This window comes from Bacillus sp. FSL K6-3431 (assembly GCF_038002605.1).
Taxonomy (GTDB): domain Bacteria; phylum Bacillota; class Bacilli; order Bacillales; family Bacillaceae_C; genus Lederbergia.
The window spans coordinates 1,500,930-1,520,047 of the sequence record NZ_JBBOCT010000001.1 but is presented as its reverse complement, the minus strand read 5'-3'; the positions used below and the strand labels follow the sequence as shown (position 1 = coordinate 1,520,047).

At 38.0% G+C, this 19,118-nt stretch carries 25 protein-coding genes and 1 pseudogene; 17 read left to right on the top strand and 9 right to left on the bottom strand.

All coding sequences use genetic code 11. The features are described 5' to 3' along the window. Positions 1-67 precede the first annotated feature (67 nt). Positions 68-1,171, top strand: a complete 1,104-nt coding sequence (gene ald / locus MHB53_RS07665) for an alanine dehydrogenase (RefSeq protein ID WP_340916824.1) — start codon at positions 68-70, stop codon at positions 1,169-1,171. 308 nt (positions 1,172-1,479) lie between these two features. Here the strand turns inward: ald and MHB53_RS07660 are convergent, their stop codons facing one another. Next, positions 1,480-1,836, bottom strand: coding sequence for a histidine phosphatase family protein (locus tag MHB53_RS07660; RefSeq protein WP_340916822.1), 357 nt, complete (start codon positions 1,834-1,836; stop codon positions 1,480-1,482). Positions 1,837-2,179: 343 nt separating this feature from the next. Here MHB53_RS07660 and MHB53_RS07655 point away from each other — a divergent pair, with 343 nt between their 5' ends. Then, positions 2,180-2,956, top strand: a complete 777-nt coding sequence (locus MHB53_RS07655; protein ID WP_340916819.1) for a GNAT family N-acetyltransferase — start codon at positions 2,180-2,182, stop codon at positions 2,954-2,956. A 130-nt stretch (positions 2,957-3,086) separates the two neighbouring features. Here the strand turns inward: MHB53_RS07655 and MHB53_RS07650 are convergent. Both MHB53_RS07650 and MHB53_RS07645 read right to left on the bottom strand, forming a co-directional pair. Further along, a pseudogene (locus tag MHB53_RS07650) lies at positions 3,087-3,956 on the bottom strand (IS110 family transposase); the annotation flags it as partial. Between the two features lie 174 nt (positions 3,957-4,130). Then, a complete protein-coding gene (locus tag MHB53_RS07645; protein WP_340916816.1) occupies positions 4,131-4,739 on the bottom strand; it encodes a transglutaminase-like domain-containing protein in 609 nt (202 codons plus the stop codon). A 555-nt stretch (positions 4,740-5,294) separates the two neighbouring features. Between MHB53_RS07645 and MHB53_RS07640 the strand changes: the two genes are divergently transcribed. Further along, entirely contained in the window at positions 5,295-5,510 is a 216-nt protein-coding gene (locus MHB53_RS07640) for a hypothetical protein (protein WP_340916813.1), read from the top strand. 97 nt (positions 5,511-5,607) lie between these two features. Here the strand turns inward: MHB53_RS07640 and MHB53_RS07635 are convergent, their stop codons facing one another. Beyond that, on the bottom strand, positions 5,608-5,787 hold the full coding sequence (locus tag MHB53_RS07635; RefSeq protein WP_340916811.1) for a hypothetical protein: 180 nt from the start codon (positions 5,785-5,787) through the stop codon (positions 5,608-5,610). 366 nt (positions 5,788-6,153) lie between these two features. On the opposite strand from MHB53_RS07635, the gene MHB53_RS07630 reads away from it, so the two are divergent. Next, entirely contained in the window at positions 6,154-7,083 is a 930-nt protein-coding gene (locus tag MHB53_RS07630) for a VanW family protein (protein ID WP_340916809.1), read from the top strand. Between the two features lie 534 nt (positions 7,084-7,617). Here the strand turns inward: MHB53_RS07630 and MHB53_RS07625 are convergent. Together MHB53_RS07625 and MHB53_RS07620 are read right to left on the bottom strand one after the other, a co-directional pair. Then, entirely contained in the window at positions 7,618-8,448 is an 831-nt protein-coding gene (locus MHB53_RS07625; protein WP_340916807.1) for a dihydrodipicolinate synthase family protein, read from the bottom strand. 451 nt (positions 8,449-8,899) lie between these two features. Further along, entirely contained in the window at positions 8,900-9,505 is a 606-nt protein-coding gene (locus MHB53_RS07620; protein ID WP_340916805.1) for an undecaprenyl-diphosphatase, read from the bottom strand. Positions 9,506-9,639: 134 nt separating this feature from the next. Between MHB53_RS07620 and MHB53_RS07615 the strand changes: the two genes are divergently transcribed. Continuing rightward, positions 9,640-9,972 (top strand): hypothetical protein, encoded by a 333-nt coding sequence (locus tag MHB53_RS07615; protein ID WP_340916802.1) that lies wholly within the window; start codon positions 9,640-9,642, stop codon positions 9,970-9,972. A gap of 137 nt (positions 9,973-10,109) precedes the next feature. Here the strand turns inward: MHB53_RS07615 and MHB53_RS07610 are convergent, their stop codons facing one another. Then, positions 10,110-10,802 carry an aspartate/glutamate racemase family protein gene (locus tag MHB53_RS07610; protein WP_340916800.1) on the bottom strand — a complete coding sequence of 231 codons (693 nt, stop codon included), beginning with the start codon at positions 10,800-10,802 and terminating at the stop codon, positions 10,110-10,112. Positions 10,803-11,368: 566 nt separating this feature from the next. After that, positions 11,369-11,746, bottom strand: coding sequence for a hypothetical protein (locus tag MHB53_RS07605; protein ID WP_340916798.1), 378 nt, complete (start codon positions 11,744-11,746; stop codon positions 11,369-11,371). A 108-nt stretch (positions 11,747-11,854) separates the two neighbouring features. Here MHB53_RS07605 and MHB53_RS07600 point away from each other — a divergent pair, with 108 nt between their 5' ends. After that, positions 11,855-12,157 carry a YolD-like family protein gene (locus MHB53_RS07600; protein ID WP_340916795.1) on the top strand — a complete coding sequence of 101 codons (303 nt, stop codon included), beginning with the start codon at positions 11,855-11,857 and terminating at the stop codon, positions 12,155-12,157. A 353-nt stretch (positions 12,158-12,510) separates the two neighbouring features. On the opposite strand, the gene MHB53_RS07595 is transcribed toward MHB53_RS07600, so the two are convergent. After that, positions 12,511-13,131 (bottom strand): hypothetical protein, encoded by a 621-nt coding sequence (locus MHB53_RS07595; protein WP_340916793.1) that lies wholly within the window; start codon positions 13,129-13,131, stop codon positions 12,511-12,513. A 342-nt stretch (positions 13,132-13,473) separates the two neighbouring features. Between MHB53_RS07595 and MHB53_RS07590 the strand changes: the two genes are divergently transcribed. From MHB53_RS07590 to MHB53_RS07540, 11 genes are all read left to right on the top strand, one after another. Further along, complete coding sequence (locus MHB53_RS07590) at positions 13,474-13,755, top strand: helix-turn-helix domain-containing protein (protein ID WP_340924548.1); 282 nt, start codon at positions 13,474-13,476, stop codon at positions 13,753-13,755. Positions 13,756-14,017: 262 nt separating this feature from the next. After that, positions 14,018-14,203, top strand: a complete 186-nt coding sequence (locus MHB53_RS07585; RefSeq protein ID WP_340916791.1) for a hypothetical protein — start codon at positions 14,018-14,020, stop codon at positions 14,201-14,203. A gap of 26 nt (positions 14,204-14,229) precedes the next feature. Next, positions 14,230-14,646 carry a hypothetical protein gene (locus MHB53_RS07580; protein WP_340916789.1) on the top strand — a complete coding sequence of 139 codons (417 nt, stop codon included), beginning with the start codon at positions 14,230-14,232 and terminating at the stop codon, positions 14,644-14,646. A gap of 702 nt (positions 14,647-15,348) precedes the next feature. Continuing rightward, positions 15,349-15,705 carry a hypothetical protein gene (locus tag MHB53_RS07575; RefSeq protein WP_340916787.1) on the top strand — a complete coding sequence of 119 codons (357 nt, stop codon included), beginning with the start codon at positions 15,349-15,351 and terminating at the stop codon, positions 15,703-15,705. Then, entirely contained in the window at positions 15,702-15,917 is a 216-nt protein-coding gene (locus tag MHB53_RS07570) for a hypothetical protein (protein ID WP_340916785.1), read from the top strand. Before MHB53_RS07575 ends, MHB53_RS07570 begins: the two co-directional genes overlap by 4 nt. Before the next feature lie 15 nt (positions 15,918-15,932). Next, positions 15,933-16,343, top strand: coding sequence for a hypothetical protein (locus tag MHB53_RS07565; RefSeq protein ID WP_340916783.1), 411 nt, complete (start codon positions 15,933-15,935; stop codon positions 16,341-16,343). Between the two features lie 30 nt (positions 16,344-16,373). Next, positions 16,374-16,760: a hypothetical protein gene (locus tag MHB53_RS07560; protein ID WP_340916781.1), complete on the top strand. Its 387-nt coding sequence runs from the start codon at positions 16,374-16,376 to the stop codon at positions 16,758-16,760. A gap of 142 nt (positions 16,761-16,902) precedes the next feature. Further along, positions 16,903-17,784 (top strand): hypothetical protein, encoded by an 882-nt coding sequence (locus tag MHB53_RS07555; protein WP_340916779.1) that lies wholly within the window; start codon positions 16,903-16,905, stop codon positions 17,782-17,784. Next, positions 17,781-18,014, top strand: coding sequence for a hypothetical protein (locus MHB53_RS07550; protein WP_340916777.1), 234 nt, complete (start codon positions 17,781-17,783; stop codon positions 18,012-18,014). Before MHB53_RS07555 ends, MHB53_RS07550 begins: the two co-directional genes overlap by 4 nt. Further along, positions 18,011-18,259, top strand: coding sequence for a hypothetical protein (locus tag MHB53_RS07545; RefSeq protein ID WP_340916775.1), 249 nt, complete (start codon positions 18,011-18,013; stop codon positions 18,257-18,259). The genes MHB53_RS07550 and MHB53_RS07545 overlap by 4 nt, the downstream gene beginning before the upstream one ends. Beyond that, complete coding sequence (locus MHB53_RS07540) at positions 18,189-18,923, top strand: HNH endonuclease (RefSeq protein WP_340916773.1); 735 nt, start codon at positions 18,189-18,191, stop codon at positions 18,921-18,923. The genes MHB53_RS07545 and MHB53_RS07540 overlap by 71 nt, the downstream gene beginning before the upstream one ends. Positions 18,924-19,118 lie beyond the last annotated feature (195 nt).

Genomic DNA, 19,118 nt, shown 5'->3' with positions numbered 1-19,118 from the left:
TTTTTTTACCTAAGGGGTATAGTAAACAAACGAGTAATACTTAATAAATCTAGGGAGTTGGTGTTTCATGAGAATTGGTGTGCCGAAAGAACTGAAAAATAATGAGAACCGTATCGCGATCACTCCTTCAGGTGTGATGGAGCTATCCCAACATAACCACCAGGTATTTATAGAAAAAGGTGCAGGTATGAATTCAGGTTTTCCTGATGAGCAATATGTGCAAGCAGGTGCAACGATAGCCGAAGCAGCTGCAGATGTTTGGGCATGTGACATGGTGATAAAAGTAAAAGAGCCAATTCCAGATGAATATCAATACTTTTACGAAGGCCTAATCTTATTCGCATATTTACATCTTGCTGCAGATCAACCACTAACAAAGGCTTTAATGGATAAAAATGTGATAGCAATCGCATATGAAACGGTACAGTTAGCAGACAATTCATTACCGTTACTTACCCCGATGAGTGAGGTAGCAGGAAGAATGGCTACCCAAATAGGTGCTTCATTTCTAGAAAAAACAAAAGGAGGGAAGGGGGTACTACTAGGTGGTGTGCCAGGAGTAAAAAGAGGGAAAGTGACGATTATCGGCGGCGGAGTTGTCGGCACAAATGCAGCCAAAATAGCCATCGGGCTAGGAGCACAAGTATCTATATTAGACGTCAGTCCAACAAGATTACGGGAATTAGAAGATATATATGGAAATGCGATTTCTACTTTAATGTCTAATCCGTACATGATTAGTCAAGAGATTAAGGAATCAGATCTTGTTATTGGTGCTGTACTTATTCCTGGTGCTAAGGCTCCAAAATTGGTAACGGAAGAGATGATCCAATTAATGGAGAACGGTTCAGTCATAGTCGATGTGGCAATCGACCAAGGAGGAATCTTTGAAACAGCTACACATGTAACAACACATGAAAATCCAACATATGTGAAACATGGTGTCGTTCACTATGCAGTTGGCAATATGCCCGGCGCTGTACCTAGAACATCCACTATGGCCCTAACAAATGCAACGATGCCATATGTTTTGCAAATCGCTAATAAAGGTTATAAAAATGCTATTAATGAAAATCAAGCGTTGCACAAAGGCCTTAATATCATGAACGGGGAAATTATGTTCGAGGGCATCGCAAAAGCGCATAATTTGCCTTATGTCACAATGAAATGATCCGCCTGTTTATGAAATGTAAGCCTAAATAGAAAGAGAATATTTTAGGTAATTGGATTTTAGAAAACACTGGGCTGATTGAAACATACCAAGTAGATATAACAGTCGTTTAGGAGTTGATTTTTAAGGGGAGGATGATTCGGAAGGGGCTCGAACGTTGACATTTATGCTTAAAGCACAAAGGAACTGATTAGTTCAGTTTCTGAATTATTCAGTTTTTATTAAATAAAGTTTTGGAATTTACCAATATATTAAATGATTGTAAAGAAGACCTTCAAATAAAAGATTGAAGGTCTTTTTGTAACTAATTAATGATTATCCTTCCATAGACGCTGGATATGGAAATCATTTCGTAAAATACGCAAAAGAAACACATCAGGATTACTTAAACATTTCCATTTTTCAAGGCCAAAGTTCTTATCATAGTAATTCAATAATAAGGACATAATATTTCCATGTGTAACAATAATTGTATTGTTGGCATTGCTTGCTACTATATTTTCTACAACTTTTACGATCCGATTCATCGCTTCTTTACTCGATTCTCCACCCACATGCTTTAACTCCATATCATTGATTGTCGCATAAAATTTGTTCAACCAATCTGGAAAGGACTTTGAACTAAGCACGCGCTCTGATAATCGGTTATCAATCTCTACTTTCAAATTTCCTTCTTTGCAAAAGGCTGTATTGTTTGCACAGCTCGTAAAAAAGGACTTGTAATGATCCTATTGTTAAGTAACAATAAAGGTGTTTAATTTACAATAAAGTCGTTTAACAAATAATAAAGTTGTTAAAAAACGCCAGTCGTGCTATTCAACAATCGGGCCAGATTGTAAAGTAAGATTGTACAACTAACTTGGAGGTTAGAGCATTTCACGAAACTAAAATAGAATAACACACTAATACTTTTAGATGATTTATTGGATAGATTCTCTTTATTTTATGAGTAATAAGATATATTGCATGAGCACTAATGAGATCAACAAAAATACGAGGTGTCCAAACATGGGTTTTTATTTTAAAGAATGTAAACAAAGTGATATTGGGGATTTAATCCAAAGATATGTTAGTACATTAAGTTCTCCTATTGATTCCTTTTTAGAGGAGCACATTCTCAATTCCGTATTTTATACAATCAGTTACAACTCTGAAGTTGCAGGTTATTATGCCATACATAGTAACCAGTACCTAACTCAATTTTATTTAGATTTATCATACTACAAAAAATCTCAAGAGATTTTTGACAATGTCCTTAAGGATTATTCAATTCGGTCAATACTGGTTCCAACATGCGACGAACTTTTTTTAAGTTTGGTATTAGATCATGATTATAAGATCGAAAAACAAGCTTACTTTTTCCAAGATAACAAAGTGGAAATTCCAAAGGGGAAATTATTTAAAGATGGGGAATTCAGAGCTGCGGTGCCTAGCGATGCTACAAAAATAACTGAGGTATGTCAGGACTTCATTGATAAAGTGGAGGAACGTATTGAAAATAGGGAAATATTCACCTACACCAAAGGAAGTATTCTGCTTGGAATAGGGATTATAGAAACAAGTAAGATACTTGATAGATATGGAAATATCGGCATGTTTACAAATGAACAATACAGAAAAAAAGGAATAGGCAGAACGATAATTCATCATTTAAAGGAATGGTGTTATGACAATAATCTAAATCCGATTTGTGGTTGTTGGTATTATAACACTCCCTCGAAACAAACGTTAGAAAGTGCTGATATGGTCTCTAAAACGAGATTATTAAATATCAAAGTCCTATAGATTTTTAAATGAATGAATTTATAGCTAATCTTGAGTTATTCAAGAATCGGGCGCTATTGTGGAGTAACATATAGATTTAAACGACTTTATTGTTATATTTTTAAGTGCAGTGAAGTATCTTACATCAAAACTTTGCGAATGGTATTTGATTAAGAACTTCTTTTACTCGTTGTTCAACTCTTTCGAGTTGTTTTACAGCGAGGTCATATTCTTCTAATAATTGTTCTAGATGGAGTTTATAAGCATCAAGTGCTTGTTCAGTTCCAATAGAAGATTTTGCTAAATTGATCAGTAATTGAGCTTTTTTAGGTCCCGGTTGTCTTTTCATTAATGTCTTCCACCCCGTCATGACATCTAGTGACTCCATTGAAGATATTTCATCTGGAGCCGGAAACAAACGGAGGGTTGCGATAGCCCCTTTGCACGAAACATCTTTAAACACTTGTCGTAGCTCTGGAAAAACAACATCTACCCATCGATTTATTTGATTAATAGACATTACGAGACGTTTTACAATCACATCACGATTAGACACTAGACTCTAAGTTTTTCAAATGATTCTGATGATGGGCGATAGTAGCCATTTGTGATTTGTGACCATATCCGCGATAACGAGCGCATCTTATTTATCACTCTTAGATTGGGTATTATCACGATTCTCTTTATTCCTTTTTACTAAGTGGGGATTGACTGTTACTACCTCCATGTTTTGGTTATATAACCATTTTGATAGGTTAATCCAGTAATGGCCAGTAGGCTCCATACCTACTATTGCTGCATCTAAGTTCTTTAGTCTTTTTAACTCTTGAATCCAGTTTAATAGATTTATAAACCCTTCTTCATTATTTTCAAAGGTAAGAGGATCTCCAATTACAATTCCACGGAAATTAACTGCTCTTGCAACGTGTAGTTGTTGAGCGATACCCACACCAACAATAAGATGTGTATCGGAAATTCTTTCTATGAGTTGATTCTGTTTGTCTTGCATTTTAAAATTCATTTAGGGCTTCCTCCTTAAGGGTCTGAGTTAGAGTGGTGTCTATACTCTAATCTTACTGAGGGGCTCTATTTTTTTTCAAACCTGATATTTAACGATCTACAGGAAAGCTAACCTGCCCGTTAGCATAAGAAGCGAATGTTCCTGTTGAACAATCGCTACTCTTTAATGGAATAACTATAAGCTCTCTGGTAAATGATATTTACACATTTCTAATGCATCTGAATGTTCTTCTAACACAGCTATTGTTTTTGGATGTGGCTTTCTATAAATAATAGGATAATCCTTTTCGTCATATTTCTCTTGAGTTGTATAAGCTAGCTTTTCTTCTTTAATGGAAAATTGGGCATCAATTCCCTTTTTATTTCCACGAGCATCAAGTCTTTGCCATTTATTAAGTGATCTTAAAAAGACAGCGTTCAAAGCATGAATACAATACCTTTTTTCTGGTGTATCAAACAACATCAAACGTTGATAACAGAAACCTGTTGGTATTCCTTGCGAACGTAATAAAGATGCTAGTAAATGGGATTTCGCGTAACATATTCCTTCTTTATAGGCTAATACATCTGATGCATTACATGTAACTCGTTTCCCTCGGATATCCAAAGAATGAGATATTTCATCACGAACAAATTCAAAAGCAACTTTTACCTTTTCAATTTCAGTTTGAGATGTATTAAAAAGTTCATCTACTTTCGACTTTATCAAAGGGTTAGAATAATTAATTTCGTTTAATTCAAGCAAATAATCTTCTAATCTTTCAGTTTCACATACTAGATGCACTAGCTCCACTCCTCAATCAATTTTTCGTGATGCTTACCCTAATTGAGTCTCTTCATCATAAAAACAGTTTTATATATATATATACCCTTGTGGTTTATGTACAACTTCCTCATCATAGATACCATACCCTATTGAACATCTTTCGATAGAATGGATAATAAATATAAATAGTGATATAAAAATTAATTTTTATATTAAGAGTTCCAAAACAAATTACATACTTTAATATATTTCTTCCTATATTACCACATATATTTCCAATTTGTGTTATGGAACTATCCTGCCCATTAGTGAAAAAAAGATATTTTCTACTTTATTATCTCATAGGAATAGCCAGGACAGGTTTAAGAAAAACGTTATGAGCAATACCTTTATCAACCCTCCTTTTTTCTCACATTGCATAACCTCCTCATAACTGAGGGGGTCTTTTTTTATTGCAGAAAATAAAAAATGTTCGTTTTTACCAGCCGGATTGTCCAATCATCACATACCATTTAACAATATATTATTTATTAAGGTCGGCCGACTTTAATAATATTAAGGGGCGATGAGTGTATGAGTTTTGAACATGATTTTGTTGGCGGAGAAAGAGAAGACCGACGGAGACGACGGGAAAGGTTAATTTGTGAATGTAGAGAAGTAAGAGGAGAACGTGAACATCATTGTGACCATGATCGTGATAGAGATCGAGATCGAGATCGCGACCGCGACCGCAGACGTGATCGTGATTTCGAATGCCGATGCAGAGAACGTAGAGACGATCGATACTAAGGAATTTGAATAAGAAAAAGCCCAGTGCTGACCTGGATTAATAACTAAAAACGACCTATCCATGTGGACGGGTCGCTTTTTTTGTGTTATCAAACTATCAATCTCGAATTTTGGGCGCAAGCCAATTATCTACTTTCGCCATTCCGTCACCGGATCTTTCATACATATACTTTGCTACGTTATTACCTTCCAAGTGATCTGGCACTTCCCAAAAGACTGTGATTTCACTAACATCGGTTTCTTCAGCAAGTTTAGCTGCTATGTTATCACTGTACATTTCCTTCTTTATTACGATGGTTACAGCTATATAGGTCTGCACAAATATAGGATTAAATAAATTAAACCAGTCAGCTCCTTCTTAAAATAAACTGCCCCGTTACTTGAATAAGAAAAACGCTTTACTCCTTATTGAAGTAAAGCACCAATTAGTTGAAGAATTTAATAATTGGTATTTTACTCGTGTAAATGCAAAGAGAGGTCTAATACTTTGATAAATTTTTCTACTGCATCATATACTTAAACCTTTTTGAATTTGAAGGACTAAAACCTCTCCCTCCTTATTGAGCTTAGGGAGTTTAAGTGTAAATATACACATGAAAAGGTATCCCCATACCCATACTAACTTTGGGAGGTAGGATAACTTATGAAATTCATCTGGTTGTCAGTATTATTATTGATAGGAAGTCAAAACAATCTTCCTGACAATTTAGTCGTTAGTCATGAAGGAAAAACAATTGCAAATGTTAATCGCGTTTATTTTTCAAACCCATTAATAGATATTCCGCTTATTGATCAAAAAAACTACAATGAATTTATTCAAAAACTAGATAAGACCATCTATAAACCGCCAACAAACGCTTCTCTGGATAACAATGGGAATATTGTTGTTGAAAAAGTAGGGTATAAACTGGACCACGAGGCGTTCACACGTTTGTTTTATACATATTTTTTCAATAAAGGCTCCTATTTCGTAGAAGCTCCCATGCATACAATATTTCCAAACGTGGATAGCGAACTGCTCTCACATATAAGAGTAAATCGAATTGGACATTATGCTACCTATTTTAATTCAAATAACAGAGAGCGTTCTCATAATATTTTACTTGCAAGTGAAGCAATCAATAACCACGTTGTTTTTCCTGGTGAGACTTTTTCCTTTAATAAAGTGGTCGGAAAACGAACGAGGGAAAAGGGCTATAAGCGGGCACCGGTTATCGTAAAGGGTGAATTGTCGGAGGATATTGGTGGTGGAATATGCCAAATTTCTTCAACGTTGTATAATGCAGTAGATAAAGCGGGGTTAACTATTACAGAACGATACTCCCATAGCAAACGGGTTGGCTATGTACCTTCAGAAAGAGACGCTACTGTTAGCTGGTATGGACCCGATTTCCGCTTTACGAACAAATACAACCAGCCTATATTGATTCGATCAATTGTTTACGGTGGAACCGTTAGAATTTTGGTGTATTCGTCAGATGCCATTAATAATGAGCCACGAGAAATTCCTAGCGCTTCGTATAAGCTTCCGGAAGAAGTACCTCTTGGATCAGAGGTGAATCAAAATCATTAAGTTTTTTCACAAAAACCCGACTAGTGAACTTGGTATGTCCGGTATTTAGTTTGATTTTATTCTTTTTTCATCGAGTGTTGTACTTGCTTGTGGTGGATATCGGTGATTTTCTGAATATATCGGATTAACCTTTAATTTTAAACTGACTAAGCTAACGGACCCACCAATAGGTGAGTCCGTATTAATATATATCTTCACAAAGTCAGCTGATAATTAAGTCCATTGCTGCGCAGTATGTGTCTACTACACAATATAAGAGTTACTCCACAATCTGGCCCAATTGTTGAACACAAGTTAAACAACACTCTTCAACTAACCTGCCCCCTCAGTTGAACAAAGATATTTTCACACTTTATTATCGCATAAAAAATAGCCAGGCGTTGGCCGGGCTTATAATTATATAAGTGGCCTATCCGTTATGTGGATGGGTCGCTTTTTTTGCTTGTAATTGGCGGTCTTATCTTATTCCACAGTAGGACCAGTTAGTTGAAAAACATTGAGTGAGGAAAATTAAAAGTGTTCGGAAATCGCAACCTACATATTACATCCTATTGGACTCCTGCAGATCCCCATTGGAACACCTTTACGATTAATGGTTTTTTTCAGATTCACAATAGCATTTCCTTGATAAACTTGTTCCATAATATTTTCTATTTTATCACTTTCTTGTTTACTTACTTTTTGCTTTCTAAGCATTTTTTGAAACCATTGACTAATTTCTGTCGGGGAAACATTCCCAGCAATGGAAGAAAGGCGATCATATCCATGTAATACTTTTTCTTCTAAATCCTCTTCTCCACCAGCATAAAAATATAAATTATTTTTATGCATACCATTTTTTATTCGTTCAACTTTTTCTTTATTGCCAGCATCTTTTATTCCAACCACTAAGTCTATCTTACTTAATTGAATAATACTCTTCTCTGATAAATCAAATCCAGTTCTTTTTGGATTGTTATATAAAATTGTAGGTTTATTACTAAGGTGCATAATCCTCTTTGTATAAACGAATGCTTCTTCTTGTGTCGGTATAACATACGGTGGATACCCAAGCATGATACCGGATATTTTTGTGTGTCGAATCTTTTCAGCTAATTCCTCTGCCTCTTTCTGTCTAATTGAAGCCACACCAAATATAATTTCCATATTACTAATGAGCTCTTCTTCCAGTTCTAAACCGTGTATTATTTCAATTTTTTCTTGAAGGTTTAAACTATGCTGTTCTCCAGTAGATCCAGAGACAAGAACAGATTTTACTCCTTGTTTATACAGGTCTCTTATATGGCTTATTGTCCCTTGAGTATTTAAAGATTCATCTTCAAAAAAAGCTGTCGGCACGGCAATATGGACTTTTTCTGTTAGCATTATGTTATCCCCTTTATCCTTTTTATCTACTTAAATTAAACTGCCCCGTTAGTTGAAAAAAGATGTTTTTATACTATATTATCTCATAAAAATAGCCAGATAGGTTTAAGAAAAACGTCAAGAGTAATACTGTTATCAATCCTCCTTTTTTTAACATTGCGATAACCTCCTCTTAATTGGGGAGGTCTTTTTTATTTAAAAAAATATATACGATTCAGCAAGTTAAATCGGATAGGGTATTACTCAAAGAGATTTATTCGTGGGTCAAAAAGTCAGACGTTCAATAAAAAATGCCCAACTATTTCGGTGGGGCGAAATAGTTCTTGATGAACATTTTATGTTTCTTTGTGAAAACTGTTTTGGATATTATACATTGGATTCTATTAATCCTTATATAATAAAATCGCCTTATTGCTGAAATCAAATAGGGATGTAAGTTTTTAGTATAAAATTAACGACTTCTGGATTTATTTTTATAATGTTTAGGTAAAATTAATTGTTCTCCTTTTTCGTATAAAGCTAATATTTTTTTGATAGGAGTTGATTCTTTCATTGTGAAGTAAATAATTACTGCGAACATAATACTAATCAAAGCTCCAACAATAACATCCCCTGGATAATGGACACCTACCCATATACGTGAAAAACCTACTAATATTGCTAAACCTATCCATAATAGACCTGCTTTTCTCTTGAAAAGAAAAATAGTCATACAGAAAGAAAAAAATAAAATAGTATGATCACTTGGAAAAGAATTATCTACGGCATGTCCAATTAACTGATTAACATTAGATAATTCAGCGAAGGGTTGGTTATTGGAATGAATTTTTCCAGCAAGTTTTCCAACTATTACAGCTGAAAAAAAAGTAATTGAAGCGCAAATTATCATTATCCGATTTTCATGACGCCTTGTAAACCAAAAAATTAACACAGCTAGAGCTAGGAAAAATACCAAATACTCAGCTATGAATACCATAGTCGAATTGAGATACGTAATTTCCTTACCTAAATTATTTATCATTCTAAACAAATCGACATTAATGTCAGGTATACTCATAACACTTTCCTCCTTAGGTGTTCTGAGAAAAGTATATTTGTTAAATTTGAAGTGGAAAATTGGTTTTCCTTACAATTTCCTTTCAGTTTTGTAAGATATAAATAAGACACAAATTCGTAGCCCAAAAAGGTGACATGAAAACAAACAGTATTGTCGATTATTTAAAATCAATCGGTGTAGATTCAAGTATAGCTAACCGCAAAGAGTTACTGCCAAAAATGGCATTAAAAAACTATAAAGGTACTACTGTTCAAAATACTTTTCTCTTGAATAAACTAAAAGGCGGGGTGGTTGTCAATAAGCCGAAAGGTAATCAGAAGACTACAAGTGTGGTCGATTACCTAAATTCAATCGGGCAGGATTCAGGCTTTAATAATCGAGCTAAGCTAGCTGCTAAGCTTGGTATTAAAAACTACACAGGTACAGCAAAGCAGAACGCAACTTTGTTAAATATACTAAGAAGATAAGACGAAGCGGCCTATCCATTATGTGGATGGGTCGCTTTTTTTGCTTGTAATTGGCGGTCTCTTCTTATTGAACTAAAGCACCCGTTGATGAAGAAAAAAGTAATGTACCTCGGATCGAAGTACAGTGTCTAATCAAATTATTTTTCTAATGCCATATTAACAGATTCAATGGCATGTATTACTGTTGTATCAAATAATGGCACTTCTGAATCCTCTGGTTTTACTAATAATCCAATTTCTGTGCAACCTAATATTATTCCTTCAGCTCCATCATCAATTAACCTCTTGATAACCTTTTTGTAATAATCCCTTGATGATTGTTGAATTTCCCCTAAACATAACTCTTCATAAATTACTTTATTTATAACTTTTCTATCCTCATCATTTGGTATCAAAACCTTAATACCATTAAATTCAATTCGTGTTTTATAAAAGTCTTGCTCCATCGTATATTGAGTACCAAGTAAACCAACCGTACTTATTTCGGACTTTTGAATTTGATTTGCTGTTGAATCAGCAATGTGTAAAATTGGTAAGCTAACTTTTTCTTCAATATATCTAATCACCTTATGCATCGTATTTGTACAAATTACAATAATTTCTGCACCTGCCTTTTCCAAAGACTGAGCAACATCGCCTAATAATTTACCAGAACTTTCCCAATCACCTTCAGCTTGATAGCGTTCGATTTCTTCAAAATCCACGCTATATAAAATGCACTTGGCTGAATGCAATCCTCCCAATTTGGTTTTCACTTCTTCGTTAATAATACGATAATATTCTAACGAGGACTCCCAACTCATTCCACCAATAAGGCCAATAGTTTTCATAAATATTCCCCTTTCCATTTGAAATATACTGAAAATTATATATGAATTTAATAGACATTGTACAGTATCTTTCTTATTAAACAAACGTTAGTTGAACAAAGATATTTTTACACATTATTGTCTCTTAAAAATAGCCTGGACAGGTATAAGAAACATAGTATAAGTAATAATATATGTATCCTTGGTTTCCACTTTCCCTATAGCCTCCTCATAACTGAGGGGGCTTTTTTTATTGCATAAAATAAAAAATCCTCGCTTTTCTCAGACAGTTTGTACAATCAAATTCGACATTTTCCAATATATTATTATTAAGGTCGACCTTAATAGTTATAAAGGAGGTGTAGAGTATGTGCTTTGAAAATGAAAGAAGTCGGCGTAGATTGATATGTGAGTGTCGTGAAGAAAGGCGCGAGCGCAAGCATTGTTGTGACCGTGATCGTGATCGAGACCGAGATTTTGACTGTAAGTGCAGAGAGCGTAGACATAGACACGAAGATATTAAATGGTAATTAAAAATAGGCCGGCGTTGACCGGGCTTAAATTAAAAGCTAAATCGACCTATCCATTTATATGGACGGGTCGCTATTTTTGCTTTGTCCACCATTCATATATTCCCTCAACATCTCCTCAACCTTATTCCCTAAATGAGGATTAAAATAATTTGTCTTTTCCTCAAAGCCATTGTATAAAAATAAATAATTTGTAGACGTTTCGTCTTTGCCGACATAAACAATCTTTATATTATTTTTGTACAAATATCTCTTTACCTCAGCTAGATCCTTTTTTATTACCTTCATTAATTCCTCTATTACAACCATATAAGGGCCTTTAAATTTAAAAGGATTAACCTCGACCACTTTCAAATCCCGTTGTAATACTTTTATTAGAAAGGGTAAACAAACTGCTTTACTCAGTATCTCCCTATCATGATCAGGTATCATCATTCATCCTCCTGATTTAATATTTCTCTTATCTTAACCAAAAAACATATTTTTGACAAGAACGAACGTTCGTAATACAATGAGAACAAATGTTTTAGGAGGATGATAATAATGTTAGCTGTACCAAAGCCGAAGAAAGCGAGGAAAGAATCAAAAGCGACTCCGAAACTTACAGAAGAAGATTATATTGAAATTGGAGAGAGGATTTCAGAAGCATATGAATTTGAATCAACAATCACTATAACTACATTTCGAAATAGGAAACATGAAAAATTCACAGGTATAATTACAGGAATGAACGCAGGAACCAAAATGATCGATCTTGATACAGGAGAGATTGATCATATTAAAATAAGTGTTAATATTATTGTTTGTGCAATAAGAAAAATCCCCGTTCGTGAGAGCGGGGACTAGTTTATTGTTTATGTAATTATGCGAACGTAAATTCTGTTTTAAGTACGGAAATAGTAAATCGTCAACAGTTCGTCAACAACAGCAAAAAATGCAGTTGTTGACGGAAAAAAAAACCCTAGAACTGTTGTGGCTCTATGTTTTACGGTATGATTCCGAAGGGGCTCGAACCCATGACCTCCACCCTGTCAAGGTGTACGGTAGGTAATCGGAAAGTCTACGCTATGTCAAACGTTGTCTTATTACGTTAAGTCTTGCGATATGTCATTGTCGTTATTTCGATTATAGCGCATAGCACCGTCACCTTGCAAGAAAGCATTACGCCACCCTGCGCAATTAAGCGCCGGGCTTTTCGTCTATTCTAACGCTTTATGTACGAAGTAATTATCGGCAATATCCGGAGCATTATTATAATCTACGTTTTCAAAGTCGATGTCTTCGAAAGTTTCCCTCGGAAAATCGAGCGACATTACTTTAGCGTCCGTTTTATTTCCTTTCGTATCAACTAACGGAAACTTCCATATGAACGAGTATAGTTCGACATCGTTAATAGCCGCCAATTCTTCGAGTAAATCGAAAGTATCGCGCCACATATTTTTCCTCGTCATATTGACGGACAAGTTCTCATCGGCATTAAGCCATATGTTTACTACGTCTGCATAAACGTCCACCTTCTCAATACGCGGCTTTTTCGTGTTCGCCTTTTCACCTAGCTCAGCGTGGATAATTTCGGAAACCTTTTCGTCCAGCGTTAATTCCTTCGACTTTTCTTCAGCGGGGGCGTCCGGCTTGATCGTAACTTCCGTACCGGCTTCTTTGACTTCGTCCTCTACATCGATAAAAGGTGCCGTGCTGAACATCAGTAATAATCCGCCTAGTAATACAGGTAAAGCGATCTTCTTATCGAACTTCTTAACGGTGAGCACAATGCCGGCAATCATTACGATTAATCCCACAACAAACAATCCGTATAACAACAGAAAAACCTCCTTCTTCCTATATAGGTCCATATTACCGTATTTCCGTATATATTTCAGTGGATTATGAAAGTTTTTAAATTAATTTTGGGAAAATGTCGCAGATTACGTTTTCGTTTTGGGTAGTTAAGTATAAGGCGAAAAAGAATTTACGAAATAAATGTCCCACTTTTTAAATTCGTCTGGGCATATAGAGTAAGGACGAAATAAAAGAATTTGCGAAATAACTATCCACTTTGGATTCCTATTCGATAGAGGTAGTAAGAGGGCGGAAAGGGAGGCGGTAATTTGGCGGATGAAAACAATCGAACAGTAATCGACTTTCGCAAGCGTAAGTTTTTCATGATGACTCGCGATATAGTCGACAATGATACGCTCCTCACAAAGCCGGTAGACATCGCGGTTTACGCCGTTCTATGTATGTACGCGGACAACAATTCGAAAGACTCGTATCCTAACGTCGAAACAATAGCGAAGAAGTCACGGTGTAGCGAGCGAGTTGCAAGACGTTCTTTACTAACGTTGAAGGAAGCGGGCTACATCGATATAGAGGAAAGGAGGGACAAACGCGGATACCAAACGTCGAATCAGTATTTCCTACTTGACGTAGATAACGAGTCCTGACCGTCTAAAATGGCAGGCAGGGGGTGTCGTTTTTGACAGGCCCGGGGTGTCTAAAAGGATAGACTAACTATACTTAGGTTATCTAGACTTAAGTTATCTAAACTAAACATACCGACCCAAGCAAAGAGCGCTTGTTTCGGAAGATGTATTATATACCGAAAAACTTACGTTAAAAGATTATCGATAATAACACATAGGTATAGAATCGAAAAGAACTTACCAAAAGAAAAATTAAATAAAAAGAAAAGGTGGGGCGGCGCAAATGTCTGAAAACACGGATATTCGGCAGTCAATCGAATTTATGCTCGCTAACATGGATTTACTGCGAAAGCAAGTCGAACTTAACGCGGCATTAACTCGTATCGCATTCGATGGACTTCAAACGGCTGGCTTTACGGAAGCACAAGCGACCGACTTTATAAAAGCACGCGGACCAATGCTCGGCTAAAAATAAACACTAGGAGGTTTTCACGAATGCCAGACGAAAATATAACGCAAAAGGTGCAGCTACCTCGCGAAGTCGCGGAAGCAATCGAAGATGTACGCAAGTTTTATAGAGACTCGGAGATTATCGCCACTGTCGTAACTGATGATGGGAGATCGGCATACGGTACGAGAATGATGACGTTAGTGAAATGTATCCGCCGCGACGATGGTTTTATCGATACACTGATGTCCGCCCTAGTCAACGGCTACACAGTCGAAAAGACGCCGGAGGAACTCGAAGCGGAGCAAAAGGAAAAGTTACGCGATTATTACAGAGGCTTATATGTCTTGGCGTCAAATGAGGACTCGAGTCCGTATCTTTATGAGATAGAGGCGGAGATGAAGGGGATCGTAGAAACACTAGATCTACTAGGCGTAAAAATCACCGGAGTAAACGCGCCTTAACACTCGCCGAATGTCTTTATATCTTAACGTAATGCAAACGGCTGTAAACGCCGTATATCAAAGGAGGAATCACTATGGACGTTTTTGGTCTTGTGATATTAGTGTTGATGGCTGTCGTATTTGCAGTATTCTCAAAGGATTAACACTCGCCCGTATACGTCAATTTAAGCGTGTTACAGACGTTCTAATAGGCGACTAATACTTACGTATAGGACGTAGTCAAAGACGCTGTAATCAAGCGTAAACTAAGCGGAGGGTAGGTGGTAGCATGCGGCAACAATTCATAGCGGAATCAAAAAACGTAGCACTCGCGGAAGAAAACGCAAAGTTACGCAGCACGCTAAATAAGGCGCACCGGTACGTACAACCGTTAATCACGGCGGCGTTTGTCGGACAAGTCATGGACAGGCGGATTGATGCTGACGAAATGCTTGACGGGTTGATCGAGATTAGCGAGGTGTTGTGTAGTGATAGCGAAGTGGCTACGAAAGCGCGAGACTAAGCGGATACAAGCGCATTGCCCGCACGAATGGCACTCGATAGGACGTTATTATACGACGAGCATGTTTTCTAATAGCACCGATAGGGAGCGTCTATATTGTCCGGTATGTGATGCGGAGAAAGACATAGTGAGAGACAAAGCAGTGGCAATACTTAATCGACAGAAGATACGCAAGCAGTACGAAGAAGGAGGTCGATAATATGGCGAAATTAACAGCGGAACAGCTCGAAGCAATCCGTAAGCGTGCGTCACTTGTTACGGAAGGTCCTTGGCGGGTATATGACGACTATTGCGATACTATTGAGCGAGTGAGTACAGGTGAAAGCGTTGCTCGAGTCACAATCGCCAATAATCGGAATAGCGATATGAATTTTATATCTGCAGCACGCAAAGATGTACCGGCTTTATTGGCGGAGGTTGAGCGGTTGCGCCTGTTAAACGAGGAACTGATTGAGGCATTATTCGGAGATGCTATGCGGAAATCCGCAGAAGTATTAGTCACGGAAATTCGGAAAAAGGTAGGGACGTATGATGCCAAAGGAGGCGATAGCGATTGAGAGTCGTCGTAGAGAGGTTAAGAAACGGAATAAGACGGGCTAACGGCGAAATCCATCCGGTATATGTCGAGGATATTGAAGCAGTGCTGGACGAGCTTATTCGATTAAAAACGGAGAATGAAACGTTAGAAAAGTTAATTAAAAGCCCGCAGAAAGTAAGTGTGTCGGTAAGAAACGAGAGGGATTGGGGAGAATATTATGACGTATTTTAACGGAGGTGGTAGCGAATGACTAAACGATTACCACTCGCAAAAGATTGGCAAGCGCGTAATATCAACGACTGGAATACGACCACTTTTCACGCTTACATGGTCGATAAGCACGCGGAGCTATTCGGATGTGACTACGTACCGATGAAAAACTGGATAACGGAGAAAGGACTGCTCGGCAGATTAATCGGAACAAGCGGAAAGAATGCGAAGCCTCGGACGGCGTCAAACGAAATGGTAAAGGAGTTTATCGACGAGTGTTTCGCAAGCTATACGCCAACAGCGGAATATCCCGGCACAAGCTTCGGTTTCTCTTGGGCGTATCGGAAAAACGTTTGGCAGCGACTGCAAATCGAGGAACAACGCAAGCAAGCGGCAAGCAAGGCGGAGGAAACGACGGACTGGGAAGACCTCGCAGATTGGCTGTAGGCGTAAATAAATTAACGGAGGTATCGCGGAATGAAAATACTAACCAAAGCTAAGATAGGCGAAATTAGAGCGGAAGGATTTTCGCAAGGAGAGAAGATCGGTTATGCCGAAGCAGAGCGTAAAGTTAGGTTGCGGATGGAGAGAGAACGAGCGCAGGAAACTTTACGAAAATTCAACGAAGCGCCTGTGATTATCGAAAGCATTACTTTAAAAAGCGAGCCGGAATATACAATTGAACATTCTTTCTTCGGAGAGGTTAGACACGAAAGCACTCCGGCGACTTATACTGTTAAGTTTCGTAGTAAACGAAGTGGAGTAACTTCTACGATGACAGTGACATTCGATACGCCGGACTTTTCGATGGCGGATGTTAGACGGAAGATAACAGAAGAGTTTTGCGGAGTTTCGTGTAAATAAAACGGAAAGGTGTGACGGAATGAAAGAAGGAATCGGAATAGCAGCGATAATAGTTGCGATGGGCGTACTATGGAATTTCGAACGGATACTCGATATTATCCAACTTGCGGTAAGTAAATAAAACGGAAAAGGGGCGGTTATATTGACGAAATCAACGACGGTTAAACGAAAAGCAAACGTAGGCGAGCGTATTTTGATTACTAACTCTAGTGCGCTTTCGTTTTACAACGGTGATATTTTCACGGTGAGAGAGATCGAAGACGATTATTTCGTAAAGGCATACAAACATGACGTACCTATTTATCCACATGAATACGAAGTCATTATCGAAAATGCCGAAACACCATCGCAAGTATCCGCAGCACTCACGGCAGCCCATGACGCAATCGACGAGCTACGACGCAAAGCATATGGCGAAGGATTTGACGCAGGGCGGGCGTTTCAGCGTGAGCAGTGGCGCGAGAAAGCGGAAAGTACGCACGCGGAGTTAATGCGGAAACTCGACGAAGCAAGCCCGAAAGAAACGCCACAGCAAATACGCGATAATACGATTGAGCGGGCGAAGGCGGACGTCGAAAAGATAACCGAGGACGGGACGTTTAATCTTACGTTTAAGTACGGAGACGAACAGAAATTAGGTGGCGTATTATCCGAAGTTGGGTTCGAAATCAATAGAGAAGAACGGCTAGTAACTGCGGTAATACGAAATCACGCGTTCGGAAATGTAATCGAAAAAGGCTTCGCAATATGCGCGCCGGACGACTGCTTTAACGTACACATCGGCAAGGCTATCAGTTTACGCCGAGCGTTAGGACTCGAAGTGCCGACGGAATATATGAACGCGCCAAGTCCGACGGAAGTGCGTGTGGGAGACGTTGTAAAACACGAAGGATGGACGACTTCCAAATCGGTTAAACCTAATGGTTTCGTTTCTATAAGTACCATCCGAATAAAAACTGCGGATTTCTTAGTAAGCAGAGGACAAGTACGGATAATCGACGATTCACGGGAGGCGAGCGAATGAAATCCGTAAAAGGTATGACGTGGGGCACGCCGGAATTTACTGCGATTGCAAAGGCGGCGGAACGCGAGGGCGAAGCTAACGAAACTATCGAAAATATTACCGAAATGGCAGACGAAATATACCTCGGAAGCTACGGTCTTAATGACGAACAGAAACGCGAATTACGCTATGTTAGAAACGATTTAAACGAATTAACCGGCGATTTCGTTTGCTACGGAGAATGCCAATGAAACTCGGCTTAACGAAAGCAATCGAAGCAACAACGCAAGGTAAAACAGTCGTAAGCGTAATAGGCAAACGCTATACGGCTGCGCAACTTAATGGAAAGATGCTCGGCAAACATGCGGCGGTCTTTGATGACGTAGGCATGGCGAAAAGGGAACGGGAAGGAGAGTGGTGGTTAAATGGGAGAAAAACACAGAGAGATACAACTTACAGGAAAGCACGGATTAGGGAAAATAGCGAAAGTAGATAAGGAGGATTACCCCGTATTATCTAAATATAAGTGGTTTTATAGCGGTAGATACGTTAGGACAAACGTAGGTACTGATTTAGGTTTCGAAAAGTACTCTATGCACCGCATGATAATGAATCCTAACCCAGAGCAAGTCGTCGACCATATCAACGGGAATAGCTTGGATAATCGACGAGAGAATTTGAGGATATGTACACAAAAGGAAAATAGCCAAAATCGTAATATTGCCACAAATTCCAGTAGTGGGCTTAAGGGGGCGAGCTATTCGAAATTTCATCGAAAGTGGGTCGCTTACATTACTATAGATAATGTTCGAAAACATATAGGATATTTCCTCACTAAAGAGGAAGCAGCTAAGGCATATGATTATTATGCTAATAAATATTTCGGTGAGTATGCGCTATTGAACTACGAAGAAGAACCGAATAAACCGGCGTTAAGAGAATACACGACTAAGTATAGAGGTATCCGATGGAGTAAAAAAGACCAAAGATTCACCGGAAGGATTACCTATAACGGGAAAAGTCATTATACAGGATATTTTAAAGATGTAAAATCCGCAATCAAGGCGTATAACATTCTGGCAGTGGAAGTATTGGGGGATGAAGCGTATACGAAAATACATCCAATAGACGAAAGTGTTGGTGAAGCCGATGAAACATAAAAACTGTATTTTAAATGACTACAAACAAGGGGGATGCGGAAGTTGCGATAGTATATGCGCACATAGAATTATGCTCGAAGGCTTATCCGGAAAAGGCGGACGAATTGGCGCGGCAGGCTTACCGGACGACTATCGGAATGTAACGCTTGCTGATACGCCAGTACGAGAAACACAGCCGAAGATATACGCAATGCT

What these genes read in the sequence shown, in the direction of transcription:
- MHB53_RS07610 (WP_340916800.1), bottom strand. Translation starts at nt 10,802, where the DNA reads ATGAAAACTATTGGCCTTATTGGTGGAATGAGTTGGGAGTCCTCGTTA.
- ald (WP_340916824.1), top strand. Translation starts at nt 68, where the DNA reads ATGAGAATTGGTGTGCCGAAAGAACTGAAAAATAATGAGAACCGTATC.
- MHB53_RS07620 (WP_340916805.1), bottom strand. Translation starts at nt 9,505, where the DNA reads ATGAGTATACCTGACATTAATGTCGATTTGTTTAGAATGATAAATAAT.
- MHB53_RS07605 (WP_340916798.1), bottom strand. Translation starts at nt 11,746, where the DNA reads ATGATGATACCTGATCATGATAGGGAGATACTGAGTAAAGCAGTTTGT.
- MHB53_RS07600 (WP_340916795.1), top strand. Translation starts at nt 11,855, where the DNA reads ATGTTAGCTGTACCAAAGCCGAAGAAAGCGAGGAAAGAATCAAAAGCG.
- MHB53_RS07625 (WP_340916807.1), bottom strand. Translation starts at nt 8,448, where the DNA reads ATGCTAACAGAAAAAGTCCATATTGCCGTGCCGACAGCTTTTTTTGAA.
- MHB53_RS07545 (WP_340916775.1), top strand. Translation starts at nt 18,011, where the DNA reads ATGAAACTCGGCTTAACGAAAGCAATCGAAGCAACAACGCAAGGTAAA.
- MHB53_RS07655 (WP_340916819.1), top strand. Translation starts at nt 2,180, where the DNA reads ATGGGTTTTTATTTTAAAGAATGTAAACAAAGTGATATTGGGGATTTA.
- MHB53_RS07615 (WP_340916802.1), top strand. Translation starts at nt 9,640, where the DNA reads ATGAAAACAAACAGTATTGTCGATTATTTAAAATCAATCGGTGTAGAT.
- MHB53_RS07575 (WP_340916787.1), top strand. Translation starts at nt 15,349, where the DNA reads ATGGCGAAATTAACAGCGGAACAGCTCGAAGCAATCCGTAAGCGTGCG.
- MHB53_RS07550 (WP_340916777.1), top strand. Translation starts at nt 17,781, where the DNA reads ATGAAATCCGTAAAAGGTATGACGTGGGGCACGCCGGAATTTACTGCG.
- MHB53_RS07630 (WP_340916809.1), top strand. Translation starts at nt 6,154, where the DNA reads ATGAAATTCATCTGGTTGTCAGTATTATTATTGATAGGAAGTCAAAAC.
- MHB53_RS07565 (WP_340916783.1), top strand. Translation starts at nt 15,933, where the DNA reads ATGACTAAACGATTACCACTCGCAAAAGATTGGCAAGCGCGTAATATC.
- MHB53_RS07560 (WP_340916781.1), top strand. Translation starts at nt 16,374, where the DNA reads ATGAAAATACTAACCAAAGCTAAGATAGGCGAAATTAGAGCGGAAGGA.
- MHB53_RS07635 (WP_340916811.1), bottom strand. Translation starts at nt 5,787, where the DNA reads ATGTACAGTGATAACATAGCAGCTAAACTTGCTGAAGAAACCGATGTT.
- MHB53_RS07585 (WP_340916791.1), top strand. Translation starts at nt 14,018, where the DNA reads ATGTCTGAAAACACGGATATTCGGCAGTCAATCGAATTTATGCTCGCT.
- MHB53_RS07540 (WP_340916773.1), top strand. Translation starts at nt 18,189, where the DNA reads ATGGGAGAAAAACACAGAGAGATACAACTTACAGGAAAGCACGGATTA.
- MHB53_RS07590 (WP_340924548.1), top strand. Translation starts at nt 13,474, where the DNA reads ATGATGACTCGCGATATAGTCGACAATGATACGCTCCTCACAAAGCCG.
- MHB53_RS07640 (WP_340916813.1), top strand. Translation starts at nt 5,295, where the DNA reads ATGAGTTTTGAACATGATTTTGTTGGCGGAGAAAGAGAAGACCGACGG.
- MHB53_RS07580 (WP_340916789.1), top strand. Translation starts at nt 14,230, where the DNA reads ATGCCAGACGAAAATATAACGCAAAAGGTGCAGCTACCTCGCGAAGTC.